A 14,216-nucleotide genomic window follows, 5' to 3' on the forward strand; every position below is an offset into this window, starting at 1 on the left:
GGGGCGCTTGTCTTGAGGGCGCCCGCGCTGGCTGCTTCGCTTGATCGTTCCGTCTCCTTAGGCAATTGTCGATATCGCTAGAGCTTCTCGCTCCGCATCCGCTCGTTTGATGAATTCATCAACCGTCATGGTGCCGAGATTTTCGCCTGTACGCGTACGCACGGCAACTGAGTCAGCTTCGACTTCCTTATCTCCTACCACCAGGAGATAGGGAACTTTCTGCAACGTATGCTCGCGGATTTTAAAGCCGATTTTCTCGTTCCTCAAGTCCGCCTTGGCTCGCAAGCCATTTTTCTGCAAACGTTTCTCTAGCGCAAGGGCATAATCCCGCTGAGCATCAGTAATCGTCATGACCACTACCTGCTGGGGAGCAAGCCACAATGGCATGGCACCGGCATAATGTTCAATCAGTATTCCCAGAAAGCGTTCGAAGGAACCGAGAATCGCCCTGTGTAACATGACTGGCGTTTTTCGGCTGCCATCTTCATCCACAAACTGAGCGCCCAACCTGCCCGGCAAGTTAAAATCGAGCTGTAGCGTACCACATTGCCACACACGATTGAGACAATCGCGCAAAGAAAATTCAATTTTCGGGCCATAAAATGCCCCCTCGCCCGGCTGTAGGGTCCATTCCAGCCCTGTGGAGTCAAGTGCTGCTTCAAGGCCGGCTTCCGCTTGATCCCAGAGGTGAGACTCACCCATGAAATCTTCCGGACGAGTCGAGAGCTTAAGCTCCACTTCATCAAACCCGAGCGCTTCATATACCTGAAGGGTCAAGGCGATAAACGCTTCGGCCTCTGCCTGAATCTGCCCTTCCGTACAAAATATATGCGCATCATCCTGGGTAAAACTACGCACACGCATCAGGCCGTGCAAGGAACCGGAAGGCTCGTTACGGTGGCAGCTGCCGAATTCCGCCAAACGCAGCGGCAGGTCACGGTAGCTTTTCAGTCCTTGATTGAATACCTGCACATGGCACGGGCAGTTCATCGGCTTTACCGCATACTCGCGCTTTTCTGATTCCGTGGTGAACATCAGCTCGCTGTAGTGGCCCCAATGGCCTGATTTTTTCCACAAGGATAAATCGACCACTTGGGGTGTCCGGATTTCCTGGTAGCCATGTTCGCGTTGGATGCGACGCATGTAATCTTCCAACGCCTGATACATCGTCCAGCCATTGGGATGCCAGAACACCATGCCCGGCGCTTCTTCCTGCAGATGAAATAGATCCATCTTGCGCGCCAGCTTACGGTGATCGCGCTTTTCGGCTTCTTCAAGACGCTTCAGGTAGGCATTGAGCTGCTTTTTATCACTCCAGGCCGTTCCATAAAGGCGGGTCAGCATGGGTTTGGAAGCATCGCCACGCCAGTAGGCACCGGCCAGCTTGGTCAATTTAAAAGCTTTCAAGTGTCGGGTGTTGGGCACATGGGGACCGCGACACATATCAGTGTATTCTTCATGGTGATACAGCCGGATCGAAGCACCTTCCGGTATCTCGCGAATAATTTCCTGCTTATAAGGCTCATCGCGATGCAAGAAAGTCAGCATCGCCTTGTCACGGTCAACGTACTCACGCACTACATCGTATTCGCGCTCGATCAACGCTTTCATGCGTTTTTCGATCGTGTCCATATCATCTGGGGTGACAGGGGCCCCAAAATCGATATCGTAATAGAAACCGTCATCGATTGTCGGACCAATAGCCATCTTGGCATCAGGAAAAAGCTGTTTGACCGCATGGCCGATCAAGTGAGCACAGGAATGGCGGATAATTTCCAGCCCTTCTGGATCACGTGCCGTCACGATCGCCACATTGGCATCGTGTTCAATGAGATCAGCGGCATCTACCAGATTGCCATCAATCTTGCCTGCCACACAGGCCTTGGCCAAACCAGGGCCAATGGACGCTGCAAGCTGCATGATGGAAACAGGGGCATCAAACGTTTTCTGGCTACCATCCGGCAGCGTTACGATGGGCATTCGATAATTCCTTGAGCGCAGTGGTGATCCATACCAAGGATCACATTTCGCTATCAATGGTCGTTAAGAGGATAAAGCGGTGCTAAATAGCGCTGGCTAGCCTAACAGATGCGCGTAACGGGAAAAACTGAGAGACACAAAAAAGGAGGCCGTTCGGCCTCCTTTTTCATGTACCGCATGAACAGCAATACTCAACCTGCTATTGCATACGAAAGCGGCTTGCTTAGTTCCACTCATCCAGTTCAACGCGACGGTTGCGTGCACGGCCTTCATCGGTCTCGTTGGTTGCGATCGGACGCTCTTCACCATAACCGACCGCCATCATGCGATCTTCGCTGATGCCACGCTGAGCCATATAGTTAGCGACAGATTCAGCACGACGCTGCGAGAGGTCCTTGTTGTATTCGGCAGAACCCATGGAGTCAGTGTGCCCTTCGATACGCACGCGCACACCGGGATTGTTAGCCAGACGCTCAGCGACATCATCAAGCACTTCACGTGCATTAAGTGTCAGCTGGGCGGAATCAAATTCGAAATTCACGTCTTCCAGCACAACGCTTTCCGGGCAACCCAATGCGTTCACTTCTACACCGGCCGGGGTATTCGGGCACTGGTCACGATAATCCGCCACGCCGTCGTTGTCGGAATCCAGCGGGCAACCCTGAGCATTCACCTCAACGCCGGCAGGAGTACCCGGGCACTGGTCACGATAATCGGGCACACCGTCATTGTCGGAATCTAGCGGACAGCCTTCTGCATCCACTGCCACGCCTGCGGGCACTTCGCCGTAGCTCGGGCATTGCGGGGCAACTGCTACAGGCGTGCTGTCAGCACACAACATAGCGCCGATGGTAGCACCAGCGGTGGCACCGATAGCAGCACCACTGTCTTCATCTGACGTGCTGCTAGTGGCATAACCAATACCACCACCGATCACACTACCCGCCAGACCACATACCATGGGATGTTGGTACCAGCTACGGTCACTGCTAGCACCCGCTGCACCTTGGCCAGACGCCTGAGTACCCGTATTGGCACAGCCGGAAAGGCCGACAACCAAAGCGGAACCGAGTAGCAAGCCAGTTGTTGATTTTTTCATGTATAAAACTCCTTCTTCGTTTAATGCTGACATGACCGACAGGGAAAATTACAGCCATCCAGTATGTATGCTAAGAACCCAGCTCTTCTAAACAAAAGCTATTTGGAACGGAACCTGTGGTTCAAGTTCATAGTCTACATGGGAAACCATGGATTGCGGTACTGAATCGAAAAACAACCCACATTTTCGAAGCTTTCTTGCAGGTGCTGTTTGGGGCTCAGCCTAGAAAATTAAATTTAATTGATTATTAAAATGATTCCCTCCTCAGGCTCTTTACCAAACTTATAGGTAACATTAACTTTCAATGCAAGGCGTTTGGCCCTTCCTGACGCCATTTTTTAACCGCTGCTGCTGCTGCCAGCACTCTTGGACGCATTTCGTTTTCGATTTCCAATCTTTGCTTGTCTTCTTGCATACGTTCACGCGGTGTTAGCTGTTTGCGGGCTGAATGCGTCTTGAGATGATGAGTTCGGTTGTACATTTCCGCAAAGGCGCGGAATCTTTCCTGTTCGGCCAAGTTTGGATCGATGATTTCCAGGAGGACCTTACACCGCCAAGCTCCTTCAGTGATTTCTACCTGTTCTTGCAACAGCGCACTGATCACCCAATCGAGATTTTCCAGGCTATTTTCCTGAGCTCGGCGCTCCTCCTCCTGGCGATACCTATCACGGCGCATTACTTCTCGGCGTAGGGTAAAGGCATAGGCGGCCAGGCCGATCACTATCACCAGACCAAGCCCGAGTAATATCAGCATAACGGTTGTATTCATTGGAATATCGTTCCTCCAGCGGCAGCGTGAAATTGCAAACCAACAATTGCTTGACGACAATTGTACACACCACCTAGATAGTTACCAAATCCCAATAAGTTTTAGTTACCACGCCATCACCGCAGCGTAATGATCCAATAGCAACACGCCAAACACCCCAAGCAAGTAACGGATCGAGAACCAGAAAGCCGCCATCGGTGCTTGTGGATCATGGCCTCGCCATACTTTCCAGTTCCAGTACATGAAGCGGCCATTCAACAGCGCAATGCCCGCTAGGTAAAGTTCCCCACTCATGCCAATGACAAATGGCAACAACGTGACTCCCACTGTCAACCAGCCATATAACCACACCTGCAAACGAGTGAAAGCCAGCCCGTGGGTTACCGGCAACATGGGAATGCCTGCCCGGGCATAGTCATCGCACTTATGTATCGCCAAGGCCCAGAAATGCGGCGGTGTCCAGGCAAAAATGATCAGCAGGAGCAATAACGGTTCAGGCCCAAGCTGGTCGGTAATAGCGGTCCACCCAAGTAGTGGCGGTGCAGCACCGGCAACGCCTCCGATAACAATATTCTGGGGTGTGGCACGCTTGAGAAAAGCGGTGTAGATCAGCGCATAGCCAATCAAGGAGGCAAACGTCAGCACCGCCGTCAAGGCATTGACCTGCCAAGCCAACAGGCCCACGCCCGCGCCAGAAAGGATTATTGCCCAAGTGAGCCCGACGCTTACTGGAAGTCTTTTACTCGCCATTGGCCGATGCGAGGTACGTGACATCAAGGCATCCAAGCGCCGGTCGACAATATGATTGAAGGCAGCGGCTCCACAGGAGGTAAGCCCGATGCCGATCAAGCCGAACACAACATTGCTGATAGGCGGAATTCCCGGTGTTGCCAATGCCATACCCACCAAGGCACAGACCAACATGACCACCACCACCCGAAGCTTGCACAACCCCAGCAAGTCTCGCCATCCCCATGCCGTCGCCGAAAACGCCGACGATTGCAGTGTCATTGCCCCATTACGCATTGGCATGGCTTGCCTCCTTGATTACGGTTATATCTTCTTCCCATCCAGTGGAATGGCGCCACGTCCAGAACGCCGTCACTAGACCTAACGTCAACGCTATGGCGCCGGCGGTATGTAACAGCGCCAGCCATAGCGGCAGCCCAAGCAGCACATTGGCCACGCCTAGCCCACCTTGAACGAAATAAACCGCCACGACACCAGACAGCACAGCGCGCAAAGAGGCTTGCTGTCGATAACGCAACCAGAGCGTCAAAAGGGCAATTCCCGACAGCACAGCACCTAACCGATGCGCAATGTGGATTGCCGTACGTGCATCAGCATGTAATTGGCCATAGAGATAGTTCGGCCCTACCGTCTGAGTCAGATGAAAGCCTTCGCTAACATCCATTTCCGGCCACCACTGGCCATTGCAGGCTGGAAATCCTTGGCAGGCAATACCCGCATAATTGCTTGAGACCCACCCTCCCAGCGCCAGCTGCATGACCAGTATCGCCGCGGCTCCCAGCCACAAGGCATTCAGCCGCCTGGGTGATGAATATGGACGCCCTGCCGCAAATCGTCGCAACCTCAAGTGTAGCCAAAGAAAAATGATTAACACACTCAAGCCGCCCAGCAGATGCAACGTCACCACCTGGGGCCATAACTGCAATGTCACTGTGAATGCGCCAAAAGCGCCTTGAAGGAGGATCACTACCAGCAACGCGATACTCAGCCGCCATGGATATTGTCGTGCGTGTCGTAAACGCCATCCAAGCGCGACCACTCCCAGGACCGCGACCCCCAAGAGTGTCGCGATATAGCGATGAATCATTTCCATCCAGGCCTTGAAAGGTTCCAGTGGAGACTCTGGATGGCGCAAGGCAGCATAGCCAGTGTCAGGCACCACCAGTCTTCCATAACATCCCGGCCAGTCCGGGCAACCTAGACCGGCATCGACCAAACGTGTCCATGCGCCAACCAGTATCACGATGGCGGTAAAGACCGTCCCCGCCAATGTCAGCCGCAGAAGCCATCTCAAACGAGACTCTAGAAGGTGACTTGCCATTGAGTATTCGTCCTTTTGCCGCCGCCCATGGATTTTGTTCAATAGTCTGGATTCACGCGCAACAAATGCTTGATGTCCTTGAGTACGTCAGCCGCTTGTGTGCCGCCACTGAATGCCAAAACCGGGCGACCTTGGGGGTCGAGAATCCATATATCCCCCTCCTTTACCCAGCCGGGACGTGCTTGCCAGTCTCCCACTTTTTCACCAGGCAATGCCTCGATAGCACCTCCAATCCGCAGGCGACTGACACGAACAGCTTCGCGTCCCAGCGCCCGATGCAGACGCCACCACTGGTCCGCCTGGGCAGTGCAATCTTCCTTGCAGTCAAATGCCAATATCCAAGTCTCGGAGACTTGCCCTTCTGGAGCTTCAGTCGCTGGACTTTCTAGGGCATTTTTTTCAAGGGCCGTGCCTTCAGGGACTGTTTCTTGCGTTTTCGAATACGCTACGTCTTCTAGAGGCCAATCTGAAAGCGGTGGAATTTCCGGATTCAGAATCCCGTGTGCGGTGCGTTGCTCGGGTATACCCAGTCGCCATTCCACCATGCCCCAGGCCGCCACCATGGGTAACAGAAACACGCTGATCAAAAGCACGAGCTTGAGTTTTTGGCGTCCCGCTCTGCTCAAATATTTCATGAAGCCCGCTCCTTTTATTGTGTTTATTCATCCCGCCTATCGCGGTGCAAACGACGCCCCCCGAGGAGCATGACAACCGCCGCGGCCAGCGCCAACCCCCACCATTGGACGGCATAGCCGAAATGCCGACTGGGTGGCATTACGTTAGGTTTCCACCAGCTATCCAGCACACCGGGACCTTCTTCCAGATGCAACCAGCCCGGATAGGCAAATTCACCCCGTATGGACCATGCTTCAAGGCGAATCTGCTGTAGCCGTTGTTGTTCGGCATTGGGGCCGAATAAAGGCCCTCGATCGCCCGCTTCTTGCCAACGACCTCGAACTTCTACAGGGCCGCTGGGTGTCGTCGTTTCTGGCGTCGCTCGGCTAGGACCGGTTTCCAGAAACCCCCGTTGCATCAGCCAGAGGCGTCCCTGTTCATCACGTAAAGGCGTCAGTACCGCGACACCCAGGCGCCGGCCAAGAATCCGGTTATCCAGGAACAGGGTATGCTCTGCCAGATAGTCGCCCGTTACAGTGACCCAGGCGCCGTCACTGGGTGAAGTGTCGGGATTGACCAGTGCGGGGGCAGCCTCTCGCTGCGCTATTGCATTTTGCTTGTCAATGGCTCTTTCCCACTGCCATAGTCCCAGAGCTATTCCCGTTATCACAATCAATGACCAGAAAATGCACCATCCCCCTAGACGCCAGCCAGTTTTCGAGGAAACCGCCATGTTACTCAAAGTATCCATTGCTCTTGTCTTTTTCGCCATGGTGATCAGCCTAGGTGCAGGTGCGGGCTTTTTATTACGTGATGACTCAGCCTCTCGACGCTTGTTGTCCTCATTGAAATGGCGTATCGGCCTTGGATGCCTATTGATGGGCCTGCTGCTATACGGCTTCCTGTCGGGTCAACTAGGTTAGGCGCTAGATGACGTACACGAAAATGAACAACCCGATCCATACCACATCCACGAAATGCCAGTACCAGGAGGCGGCTTCGAAAGCGAAGTGGTTTTCCTTTGCAAAATGGCCCTGATGCACACGGACAAGCATTACCGTCAGGATGATCGTTCCCACTATTACGTGGACCCCATGAAATCCGGTGAGAATGAAAAAGGTAGCACCGAAAATGCCGGCTTCAAGGGTGATACCGTAATGTGCATAGGCTTCGTAATACTCAAGTCCCTGAATCAGAATAAAACACAGACCAAGTAGTACCGTACCTGTCAGCCAGTTACGGCATATCTTGCGATGGCCTTCCTTCAGCGCCTCATGCGCTACGGTCAAGGTAATACTGGATGTTACCAGTATCAGCGTATTGACCAACGGCAACTGCCACGGGCTGAAGATTCCTCTTGGACCCACGACAGCTTCATCCGGGGGATTCATCAACGGCCATTGGGGCACGAAATCAGGCCATAGCAAGGCGGAAATGCCTTTTTCCCCTTCGCCGCCAAGCCAAGGCACCGCAAAGGTACGTATATAGAACAAGGCACCGAAAAAGGCCGCGAAAAACATCGCCTCGGAAAAGATGAACCACCCCATACCCCAGCGAAACGAACGGTCCATCTGGGCATCGTAGAGCCCCCCGCGCGATTCTCGCACTACATCGCGAAACCAGAATCCCATGACCGAAAGTATGCCTACCAAGCCTACTAGCATGATGATACTACTGGCGTCATAGACCAACTGCATGCCGATACCGAACATCATTATTCCCAGCGCAACTGAGCCCAATATGGGCCACCGGCTGGTTGCAGGAACGTAATAAGTGCCACCGCTCATATCGTGCCTCCCGCATGCTGCGTTTGCTGGCTGGATAACTGGCTAACCCTATTCTTGACCGGGTACAGGGTGTAAACCAGCGTGATAGTGGAGATCTCCTCGGGCAGTTCATGAGTGAGCTGGAATACCAACGGTATCGTCAATTTCTCACCGGCTTGGAGTTGCTGTTCGGCAAAGCAGAAGCAGCTCATCTTGCGTAAGTGCGGTGATGCTTCTGAAGGCGAGACACTGGGTACCGCTCGCCCCCAGTTGGACTGGTCACTTTGATTGCTGAACGTGAAATCCACTTCCGTCGGCTGGCCAGGGTGAACGCGAACTTGTTGGGTTTCCACGTCCATTTTCCACGGCAAGCCCGCACTTCCGCGGGTAATGAATTGCACGGTGACATAACGCGATTCGTCCACGTTTTCATGCACAAATGCCTGCGCCGTGGTATCCACCTTGCCGTTAATCCCGGTAAGGCGACAAAAAGCGTCATACAGCGGTACCAGTGCAAACGCAAAGGCAAACATGCCCACTAGCGCTGCAATGCTTCTCCCTACCGTTCGCCGAATGCCTACCCTCTGCTCGAAAATTTCTTGTTGTTGATTGTTCATATCGCCACCTCATACCTATAGGTTTGGCCATGATTCAGGGGGTCGGGCGCTTGAACACAGGCGGTGTTTCAAAGGTGTGCAAGGGAGCCGGACTGGGCACCGTCCATTCGAGATCCCATGCGCCTTCCCATGCTTGAGCGGGGGCCTTCTTGCCTCCACGAACGCAAAGCACTACACCCAGTACAAACAACAGCTGAGAAAAGCCGAAAAGAAAGGCCCCAAGGCTGGAAAGCATATTAAAGTCGGCAAACTGCAGGGCATAGTCCGGAATTCGCCGGGGCATGCCGGCAAGCCCAGAAAAGTGCATGGGAAAGAACGTCAGGTTGACCCCGATCACGGAAAGCCAGAAGTGCCATTGTGCTAAACGCTCATTAGGGTAATGGCCCGTCCACTTGGGCAGCCAGTAATAAACCGCCGCCATGATCGCAAACACCGCCCCAGGTACTAGTACGTAATGAAAGTGCGCCACCACAAAGTAGGTGTCGTGATATTGAAAATCTGCAGGAGAAATAGCCAGCATCAAGCCGGAAAATCCCCCAATGGTAAATAACACCACAAATGCCAATGAGAACAACATGGGCGATTCAAAACTGATCGAGCCGCGAAATAAAGTGGTGATCCAGTTGAATATCTTCACCCCGGTGGGAACGGCGATCAGCATGGTGGAGTACATGAAAAACAGTTCGGCCGCCAGCGGCAGCCCCACCACGAACATATGATGTGCCCACACCATGAATGACAGCAATGCGATCGAGGCAGTCGCATACACCATCGAGGGATAGCCGAACAGCGGTTTGCGCGCGAAGGTCGGAATAATCACCGAGACGATACCGAAGGCCGGCAGAATCATTATGTACACTTCGGGATGGCCGAAAAACCAGAAGAGGTGCTGGAAAAGCACTGGGTCACCGCCACCCGCCGCACTAAAAAAACTGGTCCCGAAGTTGATGTCCATCAGCATCATGGTGATGACCCCCGCCAATACCGGCATGACGGCAATCAATAGAAAGGCGGTAATCAGCCAGGTCCACACGAACAGCGGCATGTCCATCATGCGCATGCCCGGTGCACGCATATTCAGGATGGTGGCGATAATGTTGATCGCTCCCAGTATCGAACTGATACCGGCAATATGTAGCGCTAGAATGAAGAAGGTCGTCGAGGGCGGTGCATAGGTGGTGGAAAGCGGCGCATAAAACGTCCAGCCGAAATTCGGACCGCCGCCAGGCATGAAAAGTGTGGAAAGCAACAAGGTGAAGGCTACCGGCAACAACCAGAAACTGAAGTTATTCAGTCGCGGCAATGCCATGTCCGGCGCTCCGATCTGCAGCGGAATCATCCAGTTAGCCAGGCCGGTAAAGGCCGGCATTACCGCAGCGAACACCATGATCAACCCATGCATGGTGGTCATCTGGTTGAAAAACTCAGGGTTGACCAATTGCAGGCCTGGCTGGAATAGCTCCGCTCGTATCACCAGTGCGAAAATTCCGCCGATGAAGAACATGATCAAGGAAAAGATCAAATACAGGGAACCAATCTCTTTATGATTGGTGGTCAATAACCAGCGCAGAATACCGCGTGGCGGCGCATGATGCGTTGGAGCCTGGCTCCCAGCCGCAGTGGTCGCACTGTGCTCAAGAGGATAGGTCGGAGGTAACTTAGGCGCCATGAAACTCTCCAGAAATTGTGTTTTTTGAAATAGAGAAAGCTCGTCATCACGAAACGTTATTGAGCAAGACGCCTGGCTATATCAGCGGGTTGCACGCTGTCACCCGTATCGTTACCCCAGGCATTACGCGTATAGGTCACCACAGATGCCAACTCCACCGGATTCAGCGTATTGCGAAATGCTGGCATGGCCGCACCGGAAACCCCATTGATCACGGTCTGGATATGCCATTCACGATCCTCGATCAATCTTGCGTTACCGGCCAATGCCGGAAATGCCGGAGGCGCGCCTTGGCCTTCACTTTGGTGGCAAGCGGCGCATATCGACTCGAAGACAGTCTCGCCTCGTGCCATCAGTTCCTGCATTTCCCATTCACGATCGACCCCTAAGGCTTCCTGCTCCATGGCTTCCTTGCGCTCCACCATCCATGCGTCGAATTCCGCTTCCTCCATGGCGTGCACGACAATCGGCATGAACGCATGGTCGATGCCACATAATTCCGCGCACTGCCCCCGATAAATCCCCGGTTCATTGATATTCACCCAGTTTTCGTTAATGAACCCGGGAATAGTATCTTGCTTGACGGCCAGTTCCGGTACCCACCAGGAATGGATGACATCATCTGAGGTCATCAGAAAACGTACCTTGCGATTGATCGGCAACACGAGCGGCTCATCCACTTCTCTAAGATAATGCTCACCGAAGCCCTCTTCACCCGAGATCTGAGCCCTTGGCGTACTCATGTTGGAAGTGAAAGCCACTTCTTCGCCTAGGTACTCATAGCGCCAGCGCCATTGCTGGCCGATGATCATGACATCCAGATCAGCCTCGGAAGCATCGTACATCTTGGTCAATGTCGCCGTGGCTGGCACAGCCATACCCACCAGAATCAGCAAAGGAATGGTCGTCCAGAAGATTTCAACGGTGGTGTGCTCATGGAAATTGGCTGACTTGGCTCCCTTGGAATGCCGATAGCGAAACAAGGAATAGAACATCGCCCCAAAGACGACAGCGCCGATGACCACACATATCCAGAAGATGGTCATATGCAAGCCGTAAATTTCGCCACTGACGTCGGTGACGCCCCGCGGCATGTTCCAGCCGTTGGCATGCACCGACGTGATGCTCAGGAAAACGCTGCTACTGACGATCCAACGCCACAGTGATCGCATGGATACCTCCGCAGTTATTGTTGTTATTACTCACTTTTAAATCAGGTCAGGGTTATTATGAGTTAATAGCAGTATAGAAACCCTAAGCTATTCGTCACCTTCAACATAGGTTTCGCTCTCAACGCTTTTCAGCGCGCCACCCATATCGCCAACCCAGCCAGGCCTACCACGAAGATTATCGCCAGAATGACCGCCGTAATAATGAAGCCCCATGGGCTCGAGGCACTAAAATCCTTACGTCGCTGTTCTTCCTTTTGCACCCCTAGAAAAGCTGCCAGTACAGATTTTATTAAGCCCCACATAAATTTCTCCTTATATTGCACTCACATAAATTTCAATTTGTTACAAACGCCCTTTATTTTCATCAAAATAACCGCTATAGCGCTTTATTCATCGCATGCGTTGGCTATACTGATTAAAAGACCCTTTTCTAGAATAAGCACACACTTTTTAATGAAGCTAAATAACAAGGAGTCTCAAGATGGGCACCCAAAAGCCTGAAAAGAAGCTCGATACTCTCTTCACGGGGTTTCCCACTACTCAGCCAGGTATGGAGTGGTGGAGCCAGCAAATGCTGCAAGGCTTCGTCCCAGTGATAAAAATGCAAGAGGCATGGCTGAAAAACCTCACCCAAGCCATGCAGATGGAAGCGCAGTTTCTGCATACCTTGGCGGAAAGTGGCGAAAAGCTCTCACAGTGTTTCACTGCTGATGACGGACCGCCATCCCAGGAGGCGATAGCTAGCTGCTATCAGGACATGATCAACACCATGACGGAGGCCCACTACAGTCGAATGAACAAGGTTGCCGAATTAACCACCGATTTTCGGCGTCAACTGTGGGATGAAATCTAACCAGAAACCCAAAGCTTCAAACCTGGATTCATAGAATAACCGCCACCTGACTGGATCCTTGGCGGCGGTTTCTTGCGATGCCTACCAAGGCAGCGGCTCACCATTGCTGTGCCAGAAACCCCCGGTGGTCTCAAGGCTCAATGCCTCGATACGTTCGGCAATCCCGGCTGCCGCCTCTTCCGGGGTAATCATGCCGCCGAAATTGACCATGCGAGTCTTCACGTAGCCTGGATGCAACTGTGCCACGGCAATGCCCTGAGGAGCGAGGTCTACCGCCAACGACTTGCCAAAGGCATTCAATGCGGCTTTTGAGGCACGGTAGCCATAGCGCCCACCGGAATCATTGTCGGCCATCGACCCCATGCGGCTGGTAATATTGGCGATTTTAGCCCCATCTCCTAAGCATGACAGCAAGGCCTCGGTCACCCGTAACGGTGCATAGGCATTGACCTCCATCTGCTCGCGGATACTGTCGAAATCAATTGACCCCAGGGATTCGTCATGTAGCAGCCCGGCATTGTTGATCAACAGGTCGAGCGAGACGCCGTTAAGCTTTTCGGCCAGTCGCGCTACATCCTGGGCCTGGGTGACATCGATGTTATCGATGACTTGCCGGGCAGCTTCAGCGAGTTCCTGTGAAGTGCTGCGACAAACCCCGATGACATCCCAACCGGCCTGCTGATAATGCTGCGCCAACGCCAAACCGACACCACGATTGGCACCGGTGATCAAGACCGTGGAAGACATAACACCTCCTGTGAAATACAAAAATGGCAGCCATGACTATGAGCCTAGTCGACGCCGGTTTCAAAGCGATAGTTGATCGCGAAAAGTTCACCTTACAATTCGACGGTGACGATCTTTCTCACCGATATCGGTCTGGACACGGAAATTGCCGGGAAACGTCGGGAAATCGAGTGCAACGGACGGCGCTGCGCTATCGAACCGGCGCTCTATGCCGACTTCGCCTTGGTTCACGCCGAACAGGCGGACCGGCAACCTCATCTATCGCGCTACCGCCATCAATTTCAACCCTCTGATGGCCATGGCCACCGAATCCGCCATCGTCCAGTGCTACAACGTCGAAGAACCCGGCGCCTTGCCACCTGCCAGTACCCACACCCCCTGTGCCTTCGTCAGCTATCTTGTGCATGTCACGGCGACCAGCAATAACCCGGGAGGACGCGTCCATGTCAGCTGATCAGCAACGTATCCTGGCGCGTGCCGTCCGCGAAGTGGAGTCCGGCCAGATCGTCAATCTGGGTATCGGTCTACTCACCCGACTATTCTACTCACCCGACTATTTCACTATCTACCCCCGGAAATGCAAGTAGAGATTAGTGAGCAAGATTTCGGTCGGGATATTTCCTTGTAGAATGCCTTCCACTGCCGCTTAACTGCATCCCTTCGTCAGCCAGGCGAGCGCGGCTAGCCTGGCTGAACTGTTTATACTGTTGAATACATTGCTGTGCTGAATGAACGTGGAATCATGCCAATGTGGATTGACGGCATACTCGCTAGACTTGTCTTCAAGGGGGTTTTCCAGACAGACCCAACCCCGTCAATTCAATGATGCCCCACGCGATCCATGCGTTCGACTCCCAT

17 protein-coding genes are annotated in these 14,216 nt (G+C 53.2%); 4 read left to right on the plus strand and 13 right to left on the minus strand.

The annotated features are described in order from the left end of the window. Positions 1 to 57: 57 nt before the first annotated feature. The 7 genes from thrS to LG290_RS08940 form a co-directional block, all read right to left on the minus strand. Positions 58 to 1,980, minus strand: a complete 1,923-nt coding sequence (thrS, locus tag LG290_RS08910) for a threonine--tRNA ligase (RefSeq protein ID WP_499834528.1) — start codon at positions 1,978 to 1,980, stop codon at positions 58 to 60. 223 nt (positions 1,981 to 2,203) lie between these two features. After that, a complete protein-coding gene (locus LG290_RS08915; protein WP_499834529.1) occupies positions 2,204 to 3,079 on the minus strand; it encodes an OmpA family protein in 876 nt (291 codons plus the stop codon). A gap of 301 nt (positions 3,080 to 3,380) precedes the next feature. Then, the gene (locus LG290_RS08920) at positions 3,381 to 3,848 is read right to left on the minus strand and encodes a DUF2489 domain-containing protein (RefSeq protein ID WP_499834530.1); all 468 of its coding nucleotides are present in this window, start codon (positions 3,846 to 3,848) and stop codon (positions 3,381 to 3,383) included. Between the two features lie 105 nt (positions 3,849 to 3,953). Further along, positions 3,954 to 4,874, minus strand: a complete 921-nt coding sequence (gene cyoE, locus LG290_RS08925; RefSeq protein WP_499837067.1) for a heme o synthase — start codon at positions 4,872 to 4,874, stop codon at positions 3,954 to 3,956. Beyond that, the gene (locus tag LG290_RS08930) at positions 4,867 to 5,919 is read right to left on the minus strand and encodes a COX15/CtaA family protein (protein WP_160418616.1); all 1,053 of its coding nucleotides are present in this window, start codon (positions 5,917 to 5,919) and stop codon (positions 4,867 to 4,869) included. The genes cyoE and LG290_RS08930 overlap by 8 nt, the downstream gene beginning before the upstream one ends. Before the next feature lie 38 nt (positions 5,920 to 5,957). Further along, on the minus strand, positions 5,958 to 6,554 hold the full coding sequence (locus tag LG290_RS08935; protein WP_499834531.1) for a redox-active disulfide-containing membrane protein: 597 nt from the start codon (positions 6,552 to 6,554) through the stop codon (positions 5,958 to 5,960). Positions 6,555 to 6,577: 23 nt separating this feature from the next. Continuing rightward, positions 6,578 to 7,285, minus strand: a complete 708-nt coding sequence (locus tag LG290_RS08940; RefSeq protein WP_499834532.1) for an SURF1 family protein — start codon at positions 7,283 to 7,285, stop codon at positions 6,578 to 6,580. Between LG290_RS08940 and LG290_RS08945 the strand changes: the two genes are divergently transcribed. Further along, positions 7,266 to 7,457 (plus strand): DUF2909 family protein, encoded by a 192-nt coding sequence (locus tag LG290_RS08945; protein ID WP_499834533.1) that lies wholly within the window; start codon positions 7,266 to 7,268, stop codon positions 7,455 to 7,457. The genes LG290_RS08940 and LG290_RS08945 overlap by 20 nt on opposite strands. A gap of 3 nt (positions 7,458 to 7,460) precedes the next feature. Here the strand turns inward: LG290_RS08945 and LG290_RS08950 are convergent, their stop codons facing one another. From LG290_RS08950 to LG290_RS08970, 5 genes are all read right to left on the minus strand, one after another. After that, on the minus strand, positions 7,461 to 8,321 hold the full coding sequence (locus LG290_RS08950; RefSeq protein WP_499834534.1) for a cytochrome c oxidase subunit 3: 861 nt from the start codon (positions 8,319 to 8,321) through the stop codon (positions 7,461 to 7,463). Next, positions 8,318 to 8,917, minus strand: coding sequence for a cytochrome c oxidase assembly protein (locus LG290_RS08955; RefSeq protein ID WP_499834535.1), 600 nt, complete (start codon positions 8,915 to 8,917; stop codon positions 8,318 to 8,320). Before LG290_RS08955 ends, LG290_RS08950 begins: the two co-directional genes overlap by 4 nt. Before the next feature lie 34 nt (positions 8,918 to 8,951). Then, positions 8,952 to 10,586: a cytochrome c oxidase subunit I gene (ctaD, locus tag LG290_RS08960; RefSeq protein WP_499834536.1), complete on the minus strand. Its 1,635-nt coding sequence runs from the start codon at positions 10,584 to 10,586 to the stop codon at positions 8,952 to 8,954. A gap of 56 nt (positions 10,587 to 10,642) precedes the next feature. Continuing rightward, complete coding sequence (gene coxB / locus LG290_RS08965; RefSeq protein WP_499834537.1) at positions 10,643 to 11,758, minus strand: cytochrome c oxidase subunit II; 1,116 nt, start codon at positions 11,756 to 11,758, stop codon at positions 10,643 to 10,645. Between the two features lie 128 nt (positions 11,759 to 11,886). Continuing rightward, complete coding sequence (locus LG290_RS08970; RefSeq protein WP_114487064.1) at positions 11,887 to 12,060, minus strand: DUF2970 domain-containing protein; 174 nt, start codon at positions 12,058 to 12,060, stop codon at positions 11,887 to 11,889. 179 nt (positions 12,061 to 12,239) lie between these two features. Between LG290_RS08970 and LG290_RS08975 the strand changes: the two genes are divergently transcribed. Then, a complete protein-coding gene (locus LG290_RS08975) occupies positions 12,240 to 12,611 on the plus strand; it encodes a hypothetical protein (RefSeq protein WP_499834538.1) in 372 nt (123 codons plus the stop codon). 81 nt (positions 12,612 to 12,692) lie between these two features. On the opposite strand, the gene LG290_RS08980 is transcribed toward LG290_RS08975, so the two are convergent. Continuing rightward, positions 12,693 to 13,358: an SDR family oxidoreductase gene (locus LG290_RS08980; protein ID WP_499834539.1), complete on the minus strand. Its 666-nt coding sequence runs from the start codon at positions 13,356 to 13,358 to the stop codon at positions 12,693 to 12,695. Positions 13,359 to 13,566: 208 nt separating this feature from the next. Between LG290_RS08980 and LG290_RS08985 the strand changes: the two genes are divergently transcribed. Together LG290_RS08985 and LG290_RS08990 are read left to right on the plus strand one after the other, a co-directional pair. Continuing rightward, positions 13,567 to 13,812 (plus strand): CoA-transferase, encoded by a 246-nt coding sequence (locus LG290_RS08985; RefSeq protein WP_499834540.1) that lies wholly within the window; start codon positions 13,567 to 13,569, stop codon positions 13,810 to 13,812. Beyond that, entirely contained in the window at positions 13,802 to 13,945 is a 144-nt protein-coding gene (locus LG290_RS08990; protein WP_499834541.1) for a hypothetical protein, read from the plus strand. The genes LG290_RS08985 and LG290_RS08990 overlap by 11 nt, the downstream gene beginning before the upstream one ends. Positions 13,946 to 14,216 lie beyond the last annotated feature (271 nt).

It is taken from the genome of Halomonas sediminis, assembly GCF_044871105.1.
GTDB lineage: Bacteria > Pseudomonadota > Gammaproteobacteria > Pseudomonadales > Halomonadaceae > Vreelandella > Vreelandella zhuhanensis.

Bases quoted from the DNA above. Each gene is read 5' to 3' on its own strand.
- LG290_RS08970 (WP_114487064.1), bottom strand. From the start codon at position 12,060: ATGTGGGGCTTAATAAAATCTGTACTGGCAGCTTTTCTAGGGGTGCAA.
- LG290_RS08950 (WP_499834534.1), bottom strand. From the start codon at position 8,321: ATGAGCGGTGGCACTTATTACGTTCCTGCAACCAGCCGGTGGCCCATA.
- LG290_RS08980 (WP_499834539.1), bottom strand. From the start codon at position 13,358: ATGTCTTCCACGGTCTTGATCACCGGTGCCAATCGTGGTGTCGGTTTG.
- ctaD (WP_499834536.1), bottom strand. From the start codon at position 10,586: ATGGCGCCTAAGTTACCTCCGACCTATCCTCTTGAGCACAGTGCGACC.
- LG290_RS08985 (WP_499834540.1), top strand. From the start codon at position 13,567: ATGCCGACTTCGCCTTGGTTCACGCCGAACAGGCGGACCGGCAACCTC.
- LG290_RS08920 (WP_499834530.1), bottom strand. From the start codon at position 3,848: ATGAATACAACCGTTATGCTGATATTACTCGGGCTTGGTCTGGTGATA.
- LG290_RS08955 (WP_499834535.1), bottom strand. From the start codon at position 8,917: ATGAACAATCAACAACAAGAAATTTTCGAGCAGAGGGTAGGCATTCGG.
- LG290_RS08990 (WP_499834541.1), top strand. From the start codon at position 13,802: ATGTCAGCTGATCAGCAACGTATCCTGGCGCGTGCCGTCCGCGAAGTG.
- LG290_RS08915 (WP_499834529.1), bottom strand. From the start codon at position 3,079: ATGAAAAAATCAACAACTGGCTTGCTACTCGGTTCCGCTTTGGTTGTC.
- LG290_RS08930 (WP_160418616.1), bottom strand. From the start codon at position 5,919: ATGGCAAGTCACCTTCTAGAGTCTCGTTTGAGATGGCTTCTGCGGCTG.
- LG290_RS08975 (WP_499834538.1), top strand. From the start codon at position 12,240: ATGGGCACCCAAAAGCCTGAAAAGAAGCTCGATACTCTCTTCACGGGG.
- thrS (WP_499834528.1), bottom strand. From the start codon at position 1,980: ATGCCCATCGTAACGCTGCCGGATGGTAGCCAGAAAACGTTTGATGCC.
- cyoE (WP_499837067.1), bottom strand. From the start codon at position 4,874: ATGCGTAATGGGGCAATGACACTGCAATCGTCGGCGTTTTCGGCGACG.
- LG290_RS08935 (WP_499834531.1), bottom strand. From the start codon at position 6,554: ATGAAATATTTGAGCAGAGCGGGACGCCAAAAACTCAAGCTCGTGCTT.
- LG290_RS08940 (WP_499834532.1), bottom strand. From the start codon at position 7,285: ATGGATACTTTGAGTAACATGGCGGTTTCCTCGAAAACTGGCTGGCGT.
- coxB (WP_499834537.1), bottom strand. From the start codon at position 11,758: ATGCGATCACTGTGGCGTTGGATCGTCAGTAGCAGCGTTTTCCTGAGC.
- LG290_RS08945 (WP_499834533.1), top strand. From the start codon at position 7,266: ATGTTACTCAAAGTATCCATTGCTCTTGTCTTTTTCGCCATGGTGATC.